Source organism: Rhodococcus sp. JS3073, from assembly GCF_026810085.1.
Classification (GTDB): Bacteria; Actinomycetota; Actinomycetes; order Mycobacteriales; family Mycobacteriaceae; genus Rhodococcus_F; species Rhodococcus_F wratislaviensis.
Genome location: NZ_CP113951.1, coordinates 7,157,531 through 7,173,009, shown reverse-complemented (window position 1 = coordinate 7,173,009; position 15,479 = coordinate 7,157,531). Strand labels below are relative to the sequence as shown.

The 15,479-nt window shown below is 70.0% G+C and carries 14 protein-coding genes; 4 read left to right on the top strand and 10 right to left on the bottom strand.

Features of this window, described 5'->3' with window-relative positions:
- Positions 1–957: an alpha/beta fold hydrolase gene (locus OYT95_RS32680; protein ID WP_037226676.1), complete on the bottom strand. Its 957-nt coding sequence runs from the start codon at positions 955–957 to the stop codon at positions 1–3.
- A 98-nt stretch (positions 958–1,055) separates the two neighbouring features.
- Positions 1,056–1,346: a DUF1905 domain-containing protein gene (locus tag OYT95_RS32675; protein WP_037226493.1), complete on the bottom strand. Its 291-nt coding sequence runs from the start codon at positions 1,344–1,346 to the stop codon at positions 1,056–1,058.
- Between the two features lie 155 nt (positions 1,347–1,501).
- Here OYT95_RS32675 and OYT95_RS32670 point away from each other — a divergent pair, with 155 nt between their 5' ends.
- Positions 1,502–2,134 (top strand): pyridoxamine 5'-phosphate oxidase family protein, encoded by a 633-nt coding sequence (locus OYT95_RS32670; protein ID WP_112299485.1) that lies wholly within the window; start codon positions 1,502–1,504, stop codon positions 2,132–2,134.
- Between the two features lie 17 nt (positions 2,135–2,151).
- Here the strand turns inward: OYT95_RS32670 and OYT95_RS32665 are convergent, their stop codons facing one another.
- From OYT95_RS32665 to OYT95_RS32630, 8 genes are all read right to left on the bottom strand, one after another.
- On the bottom strand, positions 2,152–3,129 hold the full coding sequence (locus OYT95_RS32665; RefSeq protein WP_268790104.1) for an ABC transporter substrate-binding protein: 978 nt from the start codon (positions 3,127–3,129) through the stop codon (positions 2,152–2,154).
- Positions 3,130–3,186: 57 nt separating this feature from the next.
- Positions 3,187–3,867 (bottom strand): response regulator, encoded by a 681-nt coding sequence (locus OYT95_RS32660; protein WP_005247902.1) that lies wholly within the window; start codon positions 3,865–3,867, stop codon positions 3,187–3,189.
- Complete coding sequence (locus OYT95_RS32655; RefSeq protein ID WP_037226485.1) at positions 3,864–6,401, bottom strand: sensor histidine kinase; 2,538 nt, start codon at positions 6,399–6,401, stop codon at positions 3,864–3,866. The genes OYT95_RS32660 and OYT95_RS32655 overlap by 4 nt, the downstream gene beginning before the upstream one ends.
- A gap of 7 nt (positions 6,402–6,408) precedes the next feature.
- Positions 6,409–7,059 (bottom strand): potassium-transporting ATPase subunit C, encoded by a 651-nt coding sequence (locus OYT95_RS32650; RefSeq protein ID WP_268790103.1) that lies wholly within the window; start codon positions 7,057–7,059, stop codon positions 6,409–6,411.
- A gap of 6 nt (positions 7,060–7,065) precedes the next feature.
- Positions 7,066–9,168: a potassium-transporting ATPase subunit KdpB gene (kdpB, locus tag OYT95_RS32645; RefSeq protein ID WP_268790102.1), complete on the bottom strand. Its 2,103-nt coding sequence runs from the start codon at positions 9,166–9,168 to the stop codon at positions 7,066–7,068.
- Positions 9,165–10,880, bottom strand: coding sequence for a potassium-transporting ATPase subunit KdpA (gene kdpA / locus OYT95_RS32640; RefSeq protein WP_112299482.1), 1,716 nt, complete (start codon positions 10,878–10,880; stop codon positions 9,165–9,167). The genes kdpB and kdpA overlap by 4 nt, the downstream gene beginning before the upstream one ends.
- On the bottom strand, positions 10,880–10,978 hold the full coding sequence (gene kdpF / locus OYT95_RS32635; RefSeq protein ID WP_268790101.1) for a K(+)-transporting ATPase subunit F: 99 nt from the start codon (positions 10,976–10,978) through the stop codon (positions 10,880–10,882). Before kdpF ends, kdpA begins: the two co-directional genes overlap by 1 nt.
- Positions 10,979–11,219: 241 nt before the next feature.
- Positions 11,220–11,849, bottom strand: coding sequence for a pyridoxamine 5'-phosphate oxidase family protein (locus OYT95_RS32630; RefSeq protein ID WP_011594318.1), 630 nt, complete (start codon positions 11,847–11,849; stop codon positions 11,220–11,222).
- Positions 11,850–11,926: 77 nt separating this feature from the next.
- Between OYT95_RS32630 and pdxR the strand changes: the two genes are divergently transcribed.
- From pdxR to OYT95_RS32615, 3 genes are read left to right on the top strand one after another with little or no spacing between them, the layout of a single operon-like run.
- Positions 11,927–13,375, top strand: coding sequence for a MocR-like pyridoxine biosynthesis transcription factor PdxR (gene pdxR, locus OYT95_RS32625; RefSeq protein WP_268790100.1), 1,449 nt, complete (start codon positions 11,927–11,929; stop codon positions 13,373–13,375).
- Between the two features lie 39 nt (positions 13,376–13,414).
- On the top strand, positions 13,415–14,860 hold the full coding sequence (locus tag OYT95_RS32620) for an amidase (RefSeq protein WP_268790099.1): 1,446 nt from the start codon (positions 13,415–13,417) through the stop codon (positions 14,858–14,860).
- Between the two features lie 3 nt (positions 14,861–14,863).
- Positions 14,864–15,436 (top strand): TetR/AcrR family transcriptional regulator, encoded by a 573-nt coding sequence (locus OYT95_RS32615; RefSeq protein ID WP_268790098.1) that lies wholly within the window; start codon positions 14,864–14,866, stop codon positions 15,434–15,436.
- Positions 15,437–15,479 lie beyond the last annotated feature (43 nt).

Genomic DNA, 15,479 nt, shown 5'->3' with positions numbered 1-15,479 from the left:
TCAGGGCTCGGTGCGCCCGTCGCGCACGGCGTCGACGACGTCGCGGACTCCGTCGATGACGAGTTGCGGCTGCTCGATGTTGATGTTGTGGCCGCTGTTCGTGTTCGTGACATGCGTGGCACCCGGGACGAGTTGTGCCAGATCCGCCTGCGCCTTCGGCTGCACGGCGTCGAGGGCCGGGCCGTAGCCGGGATCGATGTCGGCGGGGAGGCTTCCGTTCGCAATGCCCTCCGCGATCTGTGGCGCCACCGACCGGTCGGCGGAGAGGACGACGAGCGGCTGGGGCCGGATCGGTTCGGCGGCGCGGATCTCGTCGAAGCTGCGGACGAAGTCGACACGCTCGAGGTCCGGGTACTCGTCGAGACTGTCCTGCTGCGGGGTGTTGAGCCGCAGGAACTCCTCGAACTGCTCCGGGGGCAGTAGGGTCTGCAACTCCTCCGACTGCGCGTCGATCAGCACCATGCCCGCCACCTCGTCGGGATGGGTGCCGGCGAAGAGTCTCGCGATCTGACCGCCGTAGGAGTGGGCGGCCAGCACGTAGGGGCCGGGGCCGGCCTCGCCCGTGGCGCCCAGCAGCGACTGGAGGTCGGCGACCGCGTCCGTGGTGGTGATCGGCTGCGGAACCGGGTCGCTGCGGCTCAATGCGTCCCCGCCCAACACGACTCCCGGCCGGTCGTACGAGCAGACTCGGGTGAACTCGGCGACTCCGTCGAAGGCCGAGGTGGCGGCCGGGTCGGCCGTCGTCGTCCACTGATCGGCACCGAACCGGAGACCGGACACGAACACGACGGTCGGTGTGCCTGTGCCCGCACACTCGAGATAGATGTTCCGGCCCCCGCCGATGTCGACGGTGCCGGCGAAATTCTCGCTCATGTTGCCGTCGTCGCTCGCTCCGCACGCGGCAACGAGCACCACGACCCCCAGAGTGGGGAGCCATCCCGACAACCGCGGCCACATCGGCACGACGCACCTCGAAACCCGTCCGGAAACGCAGATCGCTTCCGGGTGATCCGTACCCCGCTCTCCCCGGATCAAACCCCGGACGCCGCCCGGCGTCAGCTGAAACGCTGCTCGAGGTGCACCGTCACCTCCACTCCGGCACCGTCCTTACCGATCAGCGTGCACAATGCGATCTTCAGGGGAAGCCAGTGCGGACCTTCACCCGAGGGCATCAGGGTGGCATTGAACGGGTGGCCGTCGATCGTTCCGCCGACCTTCACCGGCCGCCTCGTTCCGAGAAGTTCGGCGGAGTCCGGCACGGTCACGTACGTCGCGAACGCCCCGTCCTTCTGGATCGGCGCCGTGAAGGTGTGCGCGAGTGGTTGCGGGGTCTTCGGTGCGGGCATGCGTGGCTCCTCCGGTCGAGTGTGAGGCTGCGGTCGAAGGTAGGACTCCCGGAGCAGGCCGGAATCATCGGTCGTGAGCCAGCGGGCCTCGCGACCGCCCGAACGCCGCGAAGGGTAGCCTAACTCGAACGGTCCTCGACGAACGGAACACTCCAGTGGCAGCGCACGCCCCCTCGCCGGAGCACACGATCACCGACCTCGACGAACTCGAGCAGGTCCTGGGCGTTCCCCACCCCTCCATCGTCACCAAGCACACCGATCACACGATGCCGCTCATCCGGCGCTTCATCTCCGAGGCGCGGTTCTTCGTCCTCGCCACCGCCGACGCGAACGGTCACTGCGACTGCTCGCCGCGCGGAGACATCACGCCGAAGACGATGTTCCTCGACGACCGGACGCTGGTGATCCCGGACCGGCCGGGCAATCGGCGCGCGGATTCGTACCGCAACATCCTCGAGAATCCGCACGTGGGCATCCTGTTCGTCGTACCCGGGATCGACGAGGTGGTGCGCGTCAACGGAACTGCCACCTTGACCGTCGATCCCGAACTGCTGCAGTCGATGTCGATCAACGGCAAACCCGCCAACCTCGGCGTGGTGGTCCGGATCGACGAGGTCTACACCCACTGCGCCCGGGCCATCCTCCGGTCACGCATGTGGAACCCGGAGTCCTGGCCGGATCCGGACGAGATCCCGTCGCTGCGGGAAATGCACGCCGAGCAGCACGAGTTGGACCACGACCCGGACGCGCCTCGCCGGCAGGAGTACTACCGCACCCTGCTCTACTGAGCGGGCGCCGGGTCAGCTCACCGCAGCCGTTCGGACACCAGAGGCACGACGGTGTCGAGTGCGTACCGCAACGACAGCACCGAGTTCGTGGAGTACGCCTTGGCGACACTCTGATCGTCGAACACGAGGGACCGTCTGTCGCGCACTGCCGGGATCGCCTGGAACAGCGGCCGGTTCGTGACGTCGGCGGCCGGCCTGCCGACCGGGAATACGACCACCATGTCGGCGTCCATCACGCCGAGATTCTCCTCCGACACCGGGACGGAGAACTTCACCGCGGGCTGCGCGTCCACCGCCGGATTGCTGACGAAGCCGAGTTTCTTCATGAACTGGAGGCGCTCGGTGTCGGCGGTGTAGGCGCCCCATCCCGCCCCCGAGAACGCGCCGACGGTGATCGTCTTCCCCGCGAACTCGGGATGGGCCGCGGCCGCTTCCGCGAATCGCCGGTCGATGTCGGCGAGCAGAGCTTCCCCCTGCTCCGGCACGCCGAGTGCGGTCGCGACCATCGACACCTGATCCTCGATCGGAGTCTTGTAGTTGTCGGCGCCCTCCGGCAGCGCAATCGTCGGAGCTATCTGCGACAGGTGGTCGTAGCGTTCCTTGTCGCCGGCGCTCTTCGTGTCGAGGATGACGTCCGGTTCGAGCGCCGCGATCTGCTCGTACGACGGTTCGAGGGTTCCGATGATCGCAGGCGCGGTGGTGTACATCCCGTCCGCCCACGGCCCGACGCCGTCGCCGCCGAACGCGACCCAGTCGCTGGCCCCGACGGGTTCGACACCGAGCGCCAGCGCGGTTTCGGCGTCGCCCCAGCCGAGGGCGACCACGCGCTCGGGCTTGGACTCGACGGTGACGTCACCGAATTTCGTGGCGACGACTGCCGGGAACGCGGCATCGCCTGAGCCTGCCGCCGCCTCGCGCTCGCCCTCGCCGCCGCTCCCGCAGCCGGCCAACACCAGGGCCAGCAGTGACACCGAGACGAGACTCCTCATTCGCATAAGGCAAGGCTAACCAATACCCGATGCGGTGCGGCTTCCGGCCCACTGCTCGCGACCTCACACCTGGAACCGGTACCCCATCCCGGCCTCGGTGATGAGGTGTCGCGGATGGGACGGGTCGTCCTCGAGCTTGCGCCGCAGCTGCGCCAGATACACCCGCAGGTAGTGGGTCTCGGTGGCGTAGGCCGGGCCCCACACCTCCCGCAGCAGTTCCTTCTGCCCCACCAGCTTGCCCTTGTTCCGCACGAGCATCTCGAGCATCCCCCATTCGGTCGGCGTCAGGTGCACCTCGGCCCCCGCCCGCCGCACCGTCTTCGCCGCCAGATCGACCGTGAACGAATCCGTCTCCACCACAGGTTCACTCGTGTCGACAGCCGTCGTCGCCCGGCGGGCGGCCGCACGCACCCGGGCAAGGAACTCGTCCATCCCGAACGGTTTGGTGACGTAGTCGTCGGCGCCGGCGTCGAGGGCTTCCACCTTGTCCGCGGAGTCCGTCCGCGCCGATAGCACGATCACCGGTGCGGGGCACCACCCGCGGAGGCCGGCGAGCACCTCGGTGCCGTCCATGTCGGGTAGCCCGAGGTCGAGCACGATCACGTCCGGCGGTCGCTCGGCGGCGGCGCGTAGAGCGGCCGCCCCGGACGCAGCCGTCACCACGTCGTATCCACGCACACTCAGATTGATCCGCAGGGCGCGGAGAATCTGCGGTTCGTCGTCGACCACGAGAACTCTCGTCATGGATGCTCCCCTCCCGCCCCGGCCAGTTCCACCACCATCGTCAGACCACCGCCGGGGGTGTCGGTGGCGCTGATGGTCCCGCCCATCGCGTCGACGAATCCGCGGACGACGGAGAGCCCGAGCCCGACTCCGGTGGTCGTGTCGCGGTCCCCCAGCCGCTGGAACGGTGCGAACATCTCGTCTGCTCGCCCACGCGGAATTCCCGGCCCCGTGTCGGCGACGGTGACGACGGCGCGGTCTCCCACCGCCGCGGCACCGACCCGGATCACGGAGTCCTCACCGTAACGGAGTGCGTTGTCGATCAGATTCGCGAGCACCCGCTCGAGCAGGCCCGAATCCGCCATCGCCGTGACAGTTCCGACGTCGACCTCCACCCTTTCCCGGGCCCGGGTCCCGGTCCGGCCGCCGATTCCCAGACCCACCAGCGCCCGGTGCACCACCTCGTCGAGGTACACCGGTCGCAGCGTCGGGGTCACCACTCCCGCCGCGAGCCGGGACGAATCGAGCAGGTTGCCGACGAGGGAGGTCAGGACGTCGGCCGATTCCTCGATGGTCGCGAGCAATTCGGCGGTGTCCTCCGGGGAGAAGTCGACGTCGTCGCTGCGCAGACTCGACGCGGCGGCCTTGACGGCGGCCAGCGGGGTCCGGAGGTCGTGGCTGACGGCGGACAGCAGCGACCGCCGCAACCGGTCGGCCTCGGCCAGTGCCTGCGCCTGCCCCGCCTCCTGCGCGAGCTCGGCCTGGCGGATCATGCCCACCGCCTGGTTGGCGACGGCGAGCAGCACCCGACGGTCCCGGGCGTGCAGTTCGCTGCCGCGCAGGGCGAGCGCGTATTCCCCTTCCCCCACCTCGCAGACGGTGTCGGCGTCGTCCACACTCACCGGCGGGTGCGGCCCGACGGACCCCACCGGGCCGCGGTCCCGGTGCAGCACACTGACCGAATCCTGGCCGTACGTCTCGCGCACCTTCTCGAGCAGGGTGTCGAGGTCGGCTCCGCGCAGCACCGATCCGGCGAACAGTGCCAGCAACTCGGCTTCCTGCGACGCCCGGCGGGCCTCCCGGGCACGCTTCGCGGCGGCGTCGACCAGGACCGCGACCGCGACGGCCACCACGAGCAGCACGACGGTGGTGATGAAGTTGTCCGGCTCGGCGATGGTGAAGCTCCGCACCGGCGGCGTGAAGAAGTAGTTGAGGAACAGACCCGAGATCAGCGCGGAGAACGCTGCGGGGGCGACACCCCCGAGCAGCGAGACGAGCAGCACCACGATGAAGAACAGGGCCCCCTCGCCGACCAATCCGAGCCAACGGTCGACGGCGCTCATCACCACGGTGGCGATCGACGGTACGAGGACCGCGGCGATCCAGGCGATCGCCGTGCGCGAACGGGACCCCACCGGCGACAACCGCCTCAGGCGGTGGGATTCGCCGTGCGTCACCATGTGCACGTCGATCGACCCGGACTGGTGCAGCACGCTCGCACCGATGCCCTCGTCGAAGATCCGCGCCCACCGTGAGCGTCTCGACGTGCCCAGCACCAGTTGCGTGGCGTTCGCGGTCCGGGCGAAGTCGAGCAGCGTCGTCGGGACGTCGTCGCCGACGACGCTGTGCAAGCTCGCCCCGATGCTCGCGGCGAGCGTGCGCACCTTGCCCATTTCCGGAGCCGAGACACCCGCGAGGCCGTCGCCGCGCACCACGTGAACGACGATCAGCTCGGCGCTGGATCTCGACGCGATCCGGCCGGCGCGACGGACCAGCGTCTCCGATTCCGGCCCGCCCGTCACCGCGACCACCACCCGTTCCCGGGCCTCCCAGGTGTCGGTGATCTTGTTTTCCGCACGATATTTCGCCAGGGCGGCATCCACCTGGTCGGCCACCCACAGCAGGGCGAGTTCGCGGAGTGCGGTGAGGTTCCCCTTCCGGAAATAGTTGCTCAGCGCCGCGTCGACTTTGTCCGCGGCGTAGATGTTGCCGTGGGACAGCCTGCGGCGCAGAGCCTCCGGCGTGATGTCGACCAGTTCGACCTGGGTGGCGGCGCGCACCACCTCGTCGGGAACCGTTTCCTGCTGCACCACGCCGGTGATCCGCTGGACCACGTCGTTGAGGCTTTCGAGGTGCTGGACGTTGAGCGTCGAGAGGACGTCGATCCCCGCGGCGAGGAGTATCTCCACGTCCTGCCAGCGTTTCTCGTGGACGCTGCCCGGCGTGTTCGTGTGCGCGAGTTCGTCGACGAGGACCAATGCAGGCCTGCGGGCGAGCACCGCATCGACGTCGAGTTCCCGGCCGAGCGTGCCCCGGTAGGCGATCAGCTTGGGTGGAATCAGTTCGAGGTCGCCGAGCTGCGCCGCGGTGCGGTCGCGGCCGTGGGTCTCCACCACGGCCGCGACCACGTCGCACCCCCGCTCCCGGCGGCGGTGCGCCTCACCGAGCATCGCGAACGTCTTGCCGACGCCCGGTGCGGCACCGAGGTAGATGCGCAATTCACCGCGTCGGTGTTCGACGTCCCGGCGCTCGACGTCCGGTTTGGGACCACTCACCTCGCCATCATCCACCAGCGGCCGGGGCGGTGCACTCAGGTGCGGTCAGGCCGAGGGCCAGGTTCAGTTCGAGGACGTTCACCCGGTCCTCACCGAGGAAACCGAGTTGCCTTCCCTCGGTGTTCTCGTCGACCAGTTGCCGGACCCGGGTCTCGCTGAGGCCGTTCTCCGCCGCCACCCTCGGCACCTGCAACGCCGCATACGCGGGGCTGATGTGCGGGTCGATGCCGGAGCCGGATCCGGTGACCGCGTCGGCCGGAACGTCCCCGGCGTCCACCCCTTCCCGGGTGGCGATCGCCGCCCGCCGGTCGGCAATGAACGTCGCCAGGATCTCGCTGCTCGGCCCCTGGTTGGTGGGCAGGGCGGTGGCGGGGTCGCCCGGCGCGAACGGATCCTGTTCGGCCACCGACCCGGTGACGCGGTTGTGGAAGAACGGATCCGGCTCCCCCGCCGGCACCTGCGGGTCGACACCCACCCACCGGCTCCCGACGACGCACCCGGTGGTGTCGCGCACCGGAGACCCCTCGGCCGCTCCGGCGCCGATCCTGCTCACCCCCCACACGGCGGCGGGATAGAGCACACCGAGGATTGCTGTGAGTGCGAGCAGGACGAGTAGTCCGGCCCGGGTCTGCCGCAACAGACCGATGAGAAATCGCATGCGGGATCACCCAATTCCGGGAACGAGACGAACGACGAGGTCGATGAGCCAGATACCGGCGAACGGCGTGATCACGCCGCCGAGGCCGTAGATCAGGAGGTTGCGGCCGAGCAGCGTGGACGCCGACGACGGACGGTAGCGAACACCTTTCAGCGACAACGGGATCAGCGCGACGATCACGACGGCGTTGAAGATCACCGCCGACAGGATGGCCGATTCCGGGGTGGCCAGCCGCATGATGTTCAGCGTGTCCAGCTGCGGGTAGATGCCGCTGAACAGGGCGGGGAGAATCGCGAAGTACTTGGCCAGGTCGTTGGCGAGCGAGAACGTGGTGAGCGCACCGCGCGTGATGAGCAGCTGCTTGCCGATCTCCACCACCTCGATGAGCTTGGTGGGGTCCGAATCGAGATCCACCATGTTCCCGGCTTCCTTCGCCGCCGACGTGCCGGTGTTCATCGCCACCCCGACATCCGCCTGGGCCAGCGCCGGGGCGTCGTTGGTGCCGTCCCCGGTCATCGCGACGAGCCGGCCGCCCTCCTGTTCCTGCCGGATCAGCGCGAGCTTGTCCTCGGGTGTCGCCTCGGCCATGAAGTCGTCGACTCCGGCCTCGGCCGCGATGGCCTTCGCCGTCAACGGGTTGTCACCGGTGATCATCACCGTGCGAATCCCCATGGCCCGCAGTTCCGCGAACCTCTCGGCGATGCCCGGCTTCACCACGTCCGACAGCGCGATCACGCCGAGCACCGTCGCTGCGTCTCCGTTGACGGCGGCGACCACCAACGGCGTTCCCCCGGCCTGCGCGATCTGGTTCACACTGTCGGTGACGGCGGACGCCGCGTGCCCGCCGAGCGCCTGCACCCAGGTCAGCACGGCGTCGCTCGCGCCCTTGCGGATCCGGGCGCCGTCGATGTCGAGTCCGCTCATCCGGGTCTGCGCCGTGAACGGCACGAACTCCGCCGCTCGCTCCGCCTCGGACGGTGCCGGGTCCAACCCGAAGTCCCGGGCGCACAGGTCCACGATGCTGCGCCCCTCGGGGGTGCCGTCGGCGAGACTGGACAACCGTGCGGCCGTGGCCAACTCGATCGCGGAAACCCCCGGTGCGGGATGCACGGCTGTGGCCTGCCGGTTGCCGAACGTGATGGTGCCGGTCTTGTCCATCAGCAGTGTGTCGATGTCGCCCGCGGCCTCCACCGCCCGCCCCGACATCGCCAGGACGTTCCGCTGCACCAGCCGATCCATCCCGGCGATGCCGATGGCCGACAGCAGGGCCCCGATCGTGGTGGGGATCAGGCACACCAGCAGCGCGATCAGCTTGATCGGATCCTGCTCCTGGCCCGCGTACAGACCCATCGGACCGATCGCGACGACAGCCAGCAGGAAGATGATCGTCAGCGACGCCAACAGGATGTTCAGCGCGATCTCGTTCGGCGTCTTCTGCCGCGCCGCCCCCTCCACGAGGGCGATCATCCGGTCCACGAACGACTGTCCGGGGGCCGCGGTGATACGCACGACGATCCGGTCGGACAGCACGGTCGTGCCACCGGTGACGGCGCACCGGTCGCCGCCGGATTCGCGGACGACGGGCGCCGACTCGCCGGTGATGGCCGACTCGTCCACGGTCGCAATGCCGTCGACGACGTCGCCGTCGCCGGGTATCACCTCCCCCGCCTCGACGACGACCCGGTCACCGACGGTCAGGTCGGTACCCGCCACCGACTCCACCCGGCCGCTCGCCGTGATCCGGTGGGCGACCGTGTCCTGCTTCACCTTCCGCAGGCTCGCCGCCTGGGCCTTGCCCCGCCCCTCCGCGACCGACTCGGCCAGATTCGCGAACAGCACGGTGAACCACAGCCAGGCGACGACAGCCCAGGAGAACACCGACGGGTCGGCGACGGCCATGACGGTGGTGACGACGGAGCCGACGAACACCACGAACATCACCGGGTTGCGGGCGAGGTGCCGGGGGTCGAGTTTGCGCACGGCGCCCGGTAGCGCCGTCACCAGCTGGGCGGGGCTGAAGATTCCCGCCTTCACGGGCGCCGGGTCGTGGCCGGCCTCGGGCGCCGTGGCCGCCTCGTTCTCCGGACGACTGGTCACGTTCACACTCACTGCAGAGCCTCCGCGATCGGTCCCAGCGCGAGGGCCGGGAAGAATGTCAACGCCGCGACGAGCACGACGGTGCCGGTGAGGAGCCCGGTGAACATCGGGCCCGCCGTCGGCAGGGTTCCGGCGCCTGCGGCCGTCTTCTTCTGCGACGCCAGGGATCCGGCGAGCGCGAGGACGAAGATGATCGGCAGGAACCGGCCGAACAGCATGCACAGGCCGAGAGCGGTCTGGAACCAGTCGCTCGTCACCGTCAGCCCGCCGAACGCACTGCCGTTGTTGTTCGAGGCCGACGCGAACGCGTACAGCACCTCCGAGAATCCGTGGATGGATCCGGGACTTCCGGGGTCGCCGCTGTTGCCCTGGTAACCGGTGGTCGAGGACAGGATCACGGTGATTCCGGTCCCGATCAGGACGAGCGCCGGCATCACCAGCACGGACAGGGCGGCGAGCGTGATCTCCCGCTGCCGCAGCTTCTTGCCGAGGTATTCGGGTGTGCGGCCGACGAGGAGTCCGCCGACGAAGACGGCGATCAGGGCGAGGACGAGAATTCCGTAGAGCCCGGTGCCGACACCGCCGGGCGCGATCTCCCCGAGCAGCATGTTGAGCAGGACGGCTCCGCCGCCGAGGGGCGAGAGGCTGTCGTGCGCCGAATTCACCGCGCCCGTGGACGTTCCGGTGGTGCTCACGGCGAACAGTGCCGTACCGGGGATTCCGAAACGAACCTCCTTGCCCTCCATCATCGCGCCCGCGGCGGTGGCGGCGACACCGCGCCGACCGGACTCCGCGGCGAGCGTGACCGCGAGGAGCGATCCCCACAGGATGCCCATCACGGCGAGCAGGGTCAGACCCTGGCGGTGCCCGGACACCTTGCTCGCTCGGTCGTGAGGGTCGCCGACCATGGTGCCGAACGTGCGGGTGAGGGCGACCGGGATCAGCAGGATCGCGAGGATCTCGACGATGTTGCTGACCGGTGTCGGGTTCTCGAACGGGTGCGCCGAATTGGCGGCGAGGATCCCGCCGCCGTTGGTGCCGAGTTCCTTGATCGCTTCCTGCGAGGCGACGGGCGCCAGTGCGTTGGTGACGGAGTTGCCGTCCAGACCGGTGGACGCGAAACCCGGATGGAAGGACTGGATCACGCCCTGGCTCAGCAGGATCAGTGCGATGACGAAGGAGAACGGCAGCAGAATCCGCAGGCTGCCCCGGGTGAGGTCCACCCAGAAGTTGCCGATCTCACCGCCGCGCGACACCCGGACGAACCCCCGGATCAGCGCCACTGCGACGGCCATGCCCACCGCGGCGGACACGAAGTTCTGCACGGCGAGCCCGACCGGCTGGGTCAGGTTGCTCATCGTGGTCTCGGGCGCGTACGACTGCCAGTTGGTGTTCGTCACGAACGACACGGCCGTGTTGAACGCCACCGCGGGACTGACCCCGGAGAGGTCCCCGGACAGCGGCAGCACTCCCTGGATGCGCTGCAGGGCATAGAGGAAGAGCACACTCGCCGCGGAGAATCCCAGCACGCTGCCCGCGTAGCCGTACCAGGTCTGCTCGGTGTGGGGGTTGATGCGGCACAGGCGGTACAGGACGGATTCGACCCGCAGGTGACGGCGTGATTCGTACACGCGCGCCATGTAGTCGCCCACCGGCACGTACGCGACCGCGAGTACCGCGAGGACGAAGACGACCTGCAGTCCGGCCGCCAGGGCAGGCGTCATCAGAACCGCTCCGGGTCGATGAGCGCGATCAGGAGGTACACGACGAGTGCGGCGGCGATCGCGATGAGCGCGACCGCGAGTATTCCGGCGCCCGTCATTTCACGCGTCCGGACTGCAGGGCGCGGAGAACGAGCGCGCAACAGGCGAATCCGCCGAGCACGAGCGCGACGTAGGCCACATCGGCCATGTGAGGATCCCTCTTCGTACTGATCCTGCGGTTCAGCGCAGGCATGACACCCCACGGTTGCGGGGCGTCATGCCAGCATCACGCCGGATCTCGGCGGAAGAGGCGGCGCTGACGAAGCGCTTACGGGACTCCCACGGCTCTTGACGCTTTCCTTACGCGGTCCGGGTCAGCCGGGACACGGACGCGGGCACCGGTGTGCCGCTCGCCACCCACGGCGCCGGGACGGGCGCACCGGCGACCGACCGCACCGGGACCACCCCGGCCCAGGCGCTGCTGGTTTCGGTGGGTTCGCCCGGCGGTGCGTCCCGCACCTTGACGGTCCACTGGCCCGGCGTGATCGGGAGGGCGAGGGCCAGTGTCGCGGCGAGTTCCTTGCGCCGGTGCCCCCGGACCTCCGTGCTGCGGCCGGGGATCAGCACGTCCGACAGCGCGTTCAGGGCGTCGGCGGATTCGTCTTCGCCGAGGGTGACGAGGTTGCCCCGCACCACTGCCGAACGGTAGTTGGCGGACGAGTCGAACAGGGTGTCCGCGACGACGATTCCGTCGAGCATCGCGACGCACAGCACCGCCGGCGCGCCGGCCGCCACCTGTCGCAGTGCACCGGCCCCGGTGGAGCCGTGCAGCAGGATCCTGTCGCCGTCGCGGGCGTAGAGCATCGGCACGGCCCACGGCAGGCCGTCGACGACGGTGGCGAGGGTGCCCATCGGCGCGGCGTCGAGGACGGCGTCGAGTTGCGCTCGTTCGGTGCGGGCACGGTCCGGGTATCTCATGATCTTGTCCACGACACCATCCTCACCCTCATGTGGATCAGCTTCCAGATCCACAATCACCGTTATCGGCAGACCAGTATTGTCGGGACATGCCCCGGATCAGCCCCGAACTACACCTGACGTTGCGGCTCCCCGAGACCGACGCGCCACTTCGGCACCGCATCGCGGAGTCGATCCTCGACGAGATCCGCGTGGGGCGCCTCCGGCCCGGCGACCCACTGCCCTCCACGCGGGCGCTGGCCGAACACCTGACGGTCGCGCGGGCGTCGGTGGTCGACGCCTACGACGAACTCTGCTCGTCCGGATACGCGAACGCCCGCGCCGGTTCCGGCACGCGGATCGCACCGGGCGCCGACGTGGCGGCCCGAGCACACGTCGCCTCGCACACGACCACCCGATCCTCGGAGCGGGCCTCCTCCGCCGCCCCCGAGAAGCCCGCGGCGGTGTGGGATCTCACTCCGGGTCATCCCGATCCCGCCCTGATCTCCCCCGTGGACTGGCGCCGGGCGTGGCGGTCGGCCGCCGCCGTTGCCGTGACGTCGGACGTCCCGGGCCCCGACGCGCACCCGGAGTTGCGACGGTCCCTCGCGGAGCATCTCCGCCGCACCCGGGGGATCGCGGCGCGCCCCGACGAACTGGTGATCGTCCCCGGAGTGGGCGCCGCGCTCCGCACCCTCGTCGCCGCAGCAGGACTCGGCGGCCGGGACGTGGTGTTCGAGGAACCCGGCTACAGCCGGGCCCGAACCGTCCTGGACGGTTCGGGGGTGCGCACCCGCTGCGTGTCCGTGGACGGCGACGGCCTCGACCCCGCGCTGCTGCGTGCGACCGACGCCGCGGCCTACTGCACGCCCGCCCATCAGTATCCGATGGGAGCCCGGATGCCGGTGGGCCGCAGGGCCGGGCTGGTGGCCGACGCCGCGGCCGCCGGGACGGTGATCATCGAGGACGACTACGACGGCGAGTTCCGCTACGACGTGTCGGCGCTGCCCGCCCTGCGCAGCATCGACCGCGGGCCGGAATGCGTGGCGTACGTGGGCACCGCGTCGAAGATCCTCACTCCCTCGATTCGGGTGGCGTGGGTGATCGCGCCTCCGGCGCTCCGGCCGGGGCTCGTCCGGGCCCTCGACGCGAGCGGTGAGGCGTGTTGCGCGATCACCGCCCTCGCGCTGGCGCATTTCATCGACTCGGGTGCGCTGTCCCGGCACCTCGCCCGCGCCTCCCGCACCTACTCGGCCCGCCGGGCGGCCTTCGTCGCCGCACTGCAGCAGCAACTGTCCGCGGTCGACACGGACGGTGTCGGGCTGGCCGGCATCGAGGCCGGTCTCCACGTGGTCCTGACGCTGCCCGGTTCCGTCGAGGACGTCGCCGTGTCCGCCGAGCTGCGGGACCACGGTGTGACGGTTCCGAGCCTCGCCGATTACCGCACCACGCCGGGCGGACCGAGGGGGCTGGTCTGCGGGTACGCGCGGCTCCCCGAGTCGCAGGCTCGCGGGGCGGCCGAGGCGATCGGGAGGGTGGTCCGGCGACATCTCGGCTGATACTGTTCGTTCGAACGAACAGTATCAGGGAGGGGCACCATGAGCGCGGGACAATTCGACGATCGACGGCAGCGCGACAACGACGGGGATCGGTCCCCGGGACTCGTCGAGCAGGCGCAGGCGCTGGCCTCCGGCGCCACCACCTCGGTCGCGGCCACCCGCGCCGCCCTCGACCGCATCGACGCGAGCCAGCCGACGCTCAACGCGTTCAAGGTGATCCGCCGGACAAAGGCACTGGCCGAAGCCGCCGAGGCCGACCGCCGGATCGCCGCCGGTGAGCGCCTGCCGCTGCTCGGGGTCCCGATCGCCGTGAAAGACGACGTCGACGTGGCCGGCGAGCCGACCGCGTTCGGGTGCCCGGGCGACTTCCCGCCCGCGGTGCGCGACTCCGAGCTGGTGCGCCGGCTGCGGGCCGCCGGCGCCGTCGTCGTGGGCAAGACCAACAGTCCCGAGCTGGGACAGTGGCCGCTCACCGGCGGACCCGCGTTCGGGTACACCCGCAATCCCTGGAACGGTGACCACACCCCCGGAGGGTCGTCCGGCGGCGCCGCGGCGGCCGTGTCCGCCGGTGTGGTGTCCGCGGCGATCGGTTCGGACGGCGCCGGGTCCATCCGCATCCCCGCCGCCTGGACCAACCTCGTCGGGATCAAGCCTCAACGCGGCCGAATCTCCACCTGGCCTGCAGCCGAGGCGTTCTACGGCCTCACCGTCAACGGCCCGCTGGCCCGCACGGTCGCCGACGCGGCCCTGCTCCTCGACGTCGCATCCGGACCGCACGAGGGCGACCTGCACACACCCGCACCGGTCACCGTCAGCGACGCCGTCGGCCGCGACCCCGGACCGCTGCGCATCGCACTGTCCCTGCGCATCCCGTTCACCGCGACCCCCACGACGCTGCATCCCGAGGTCCGCCGGGGCGTCGCACGGATCGCCGAGGCGCTGCGCAAGCTCGGGCATCGCGTCGTGGTGGACGACCCGGACTACGGAATCATGTTCGGGCTCGGCTTCCTCCCGCGGTCGATGGTCGGTATCGACGACTGGATGCGGAAGGTCCCGGACCCGTCACTCGTCGACCCCCGCACGAAGGGCAACGCCCGGACCGGCCGACTGTTGCGCGGGACACCGCTACGTGCAGCCCGCGCCGCCGAGCCGAGGATGCAGCGACGGGTCGGCGCGATCTTCGACAAGTACGACCTCGTCCTCGCCCCGACCACCGCGACTCCCCCACCGAGGGTCGACGGGATCGACGGCATCAGCTCATGGGCCACCGACAAGGTGATCACCGCGGTCTGCCCGTACGCGTGGCCGTGGAACGTGCTGGGCTGGCCCAGCGTGAACGTGCCGGCCGGGTTCACGTCCGGTAACCTGCCGACCGGAGCCCAGCTGATGGGACACGACGGTGCCGAGCCACTGCTGGTGTCGGTCGCGGCCCAGCTCGAGTCGGTGCTGCGGTGGGATCTGGAACGTCCCGAGAAATGGTGGTGACCGATGGCTTCGACGGACGTTCGTGACCGCATCCTCGCGGCGGCGCTGCACATCGTCGGCACGGAAGGCATTCCCGGCGTGACCAATCGGCGGATCGCCGCGCAGGCCGGCGTGTCGCTCGGCTCCATCACGTACCATTTCCCCACGCAGACCGACCTGTTGCGCGCCGCGCTGTCCGGGTTCGTGACGGAGGAGACGCAGCGCCTGTCGGAGCTGGCGGAGGGGTACCGGGACAAGGGGCTGAGCCTCGAGGACGCCGCGGCGCTCACCGGGAAGGTCGCGAAGGATCTGGCGTTCTCCGCCGAGCGGATCGCCCCGTTCGAGCTGTACATCCAGGCGGGACGCGACCACGAGCTGCGTCAGGCCGCCGCCGAATGTTTCGCCGCGTACGACGATTTGACGGTGACGATCCTCACCGCCCTCGGTGTCCCGGACGCGGCGGCCGTCGCCCCGACGATCGTCGCGACCATCGCCGGCCTGCAGCTCCGGAGGCTCGCGACCGGAAGCGACGGCGATCACGACTTCGCGACGTCGGTGCTCCTTCTCCTCAGGGCCGCCGGCCCCGTGCGTGGTTGACGAGTCTCAGGACTCGTCAACCACGCACGGGCGGCGCAGCCGC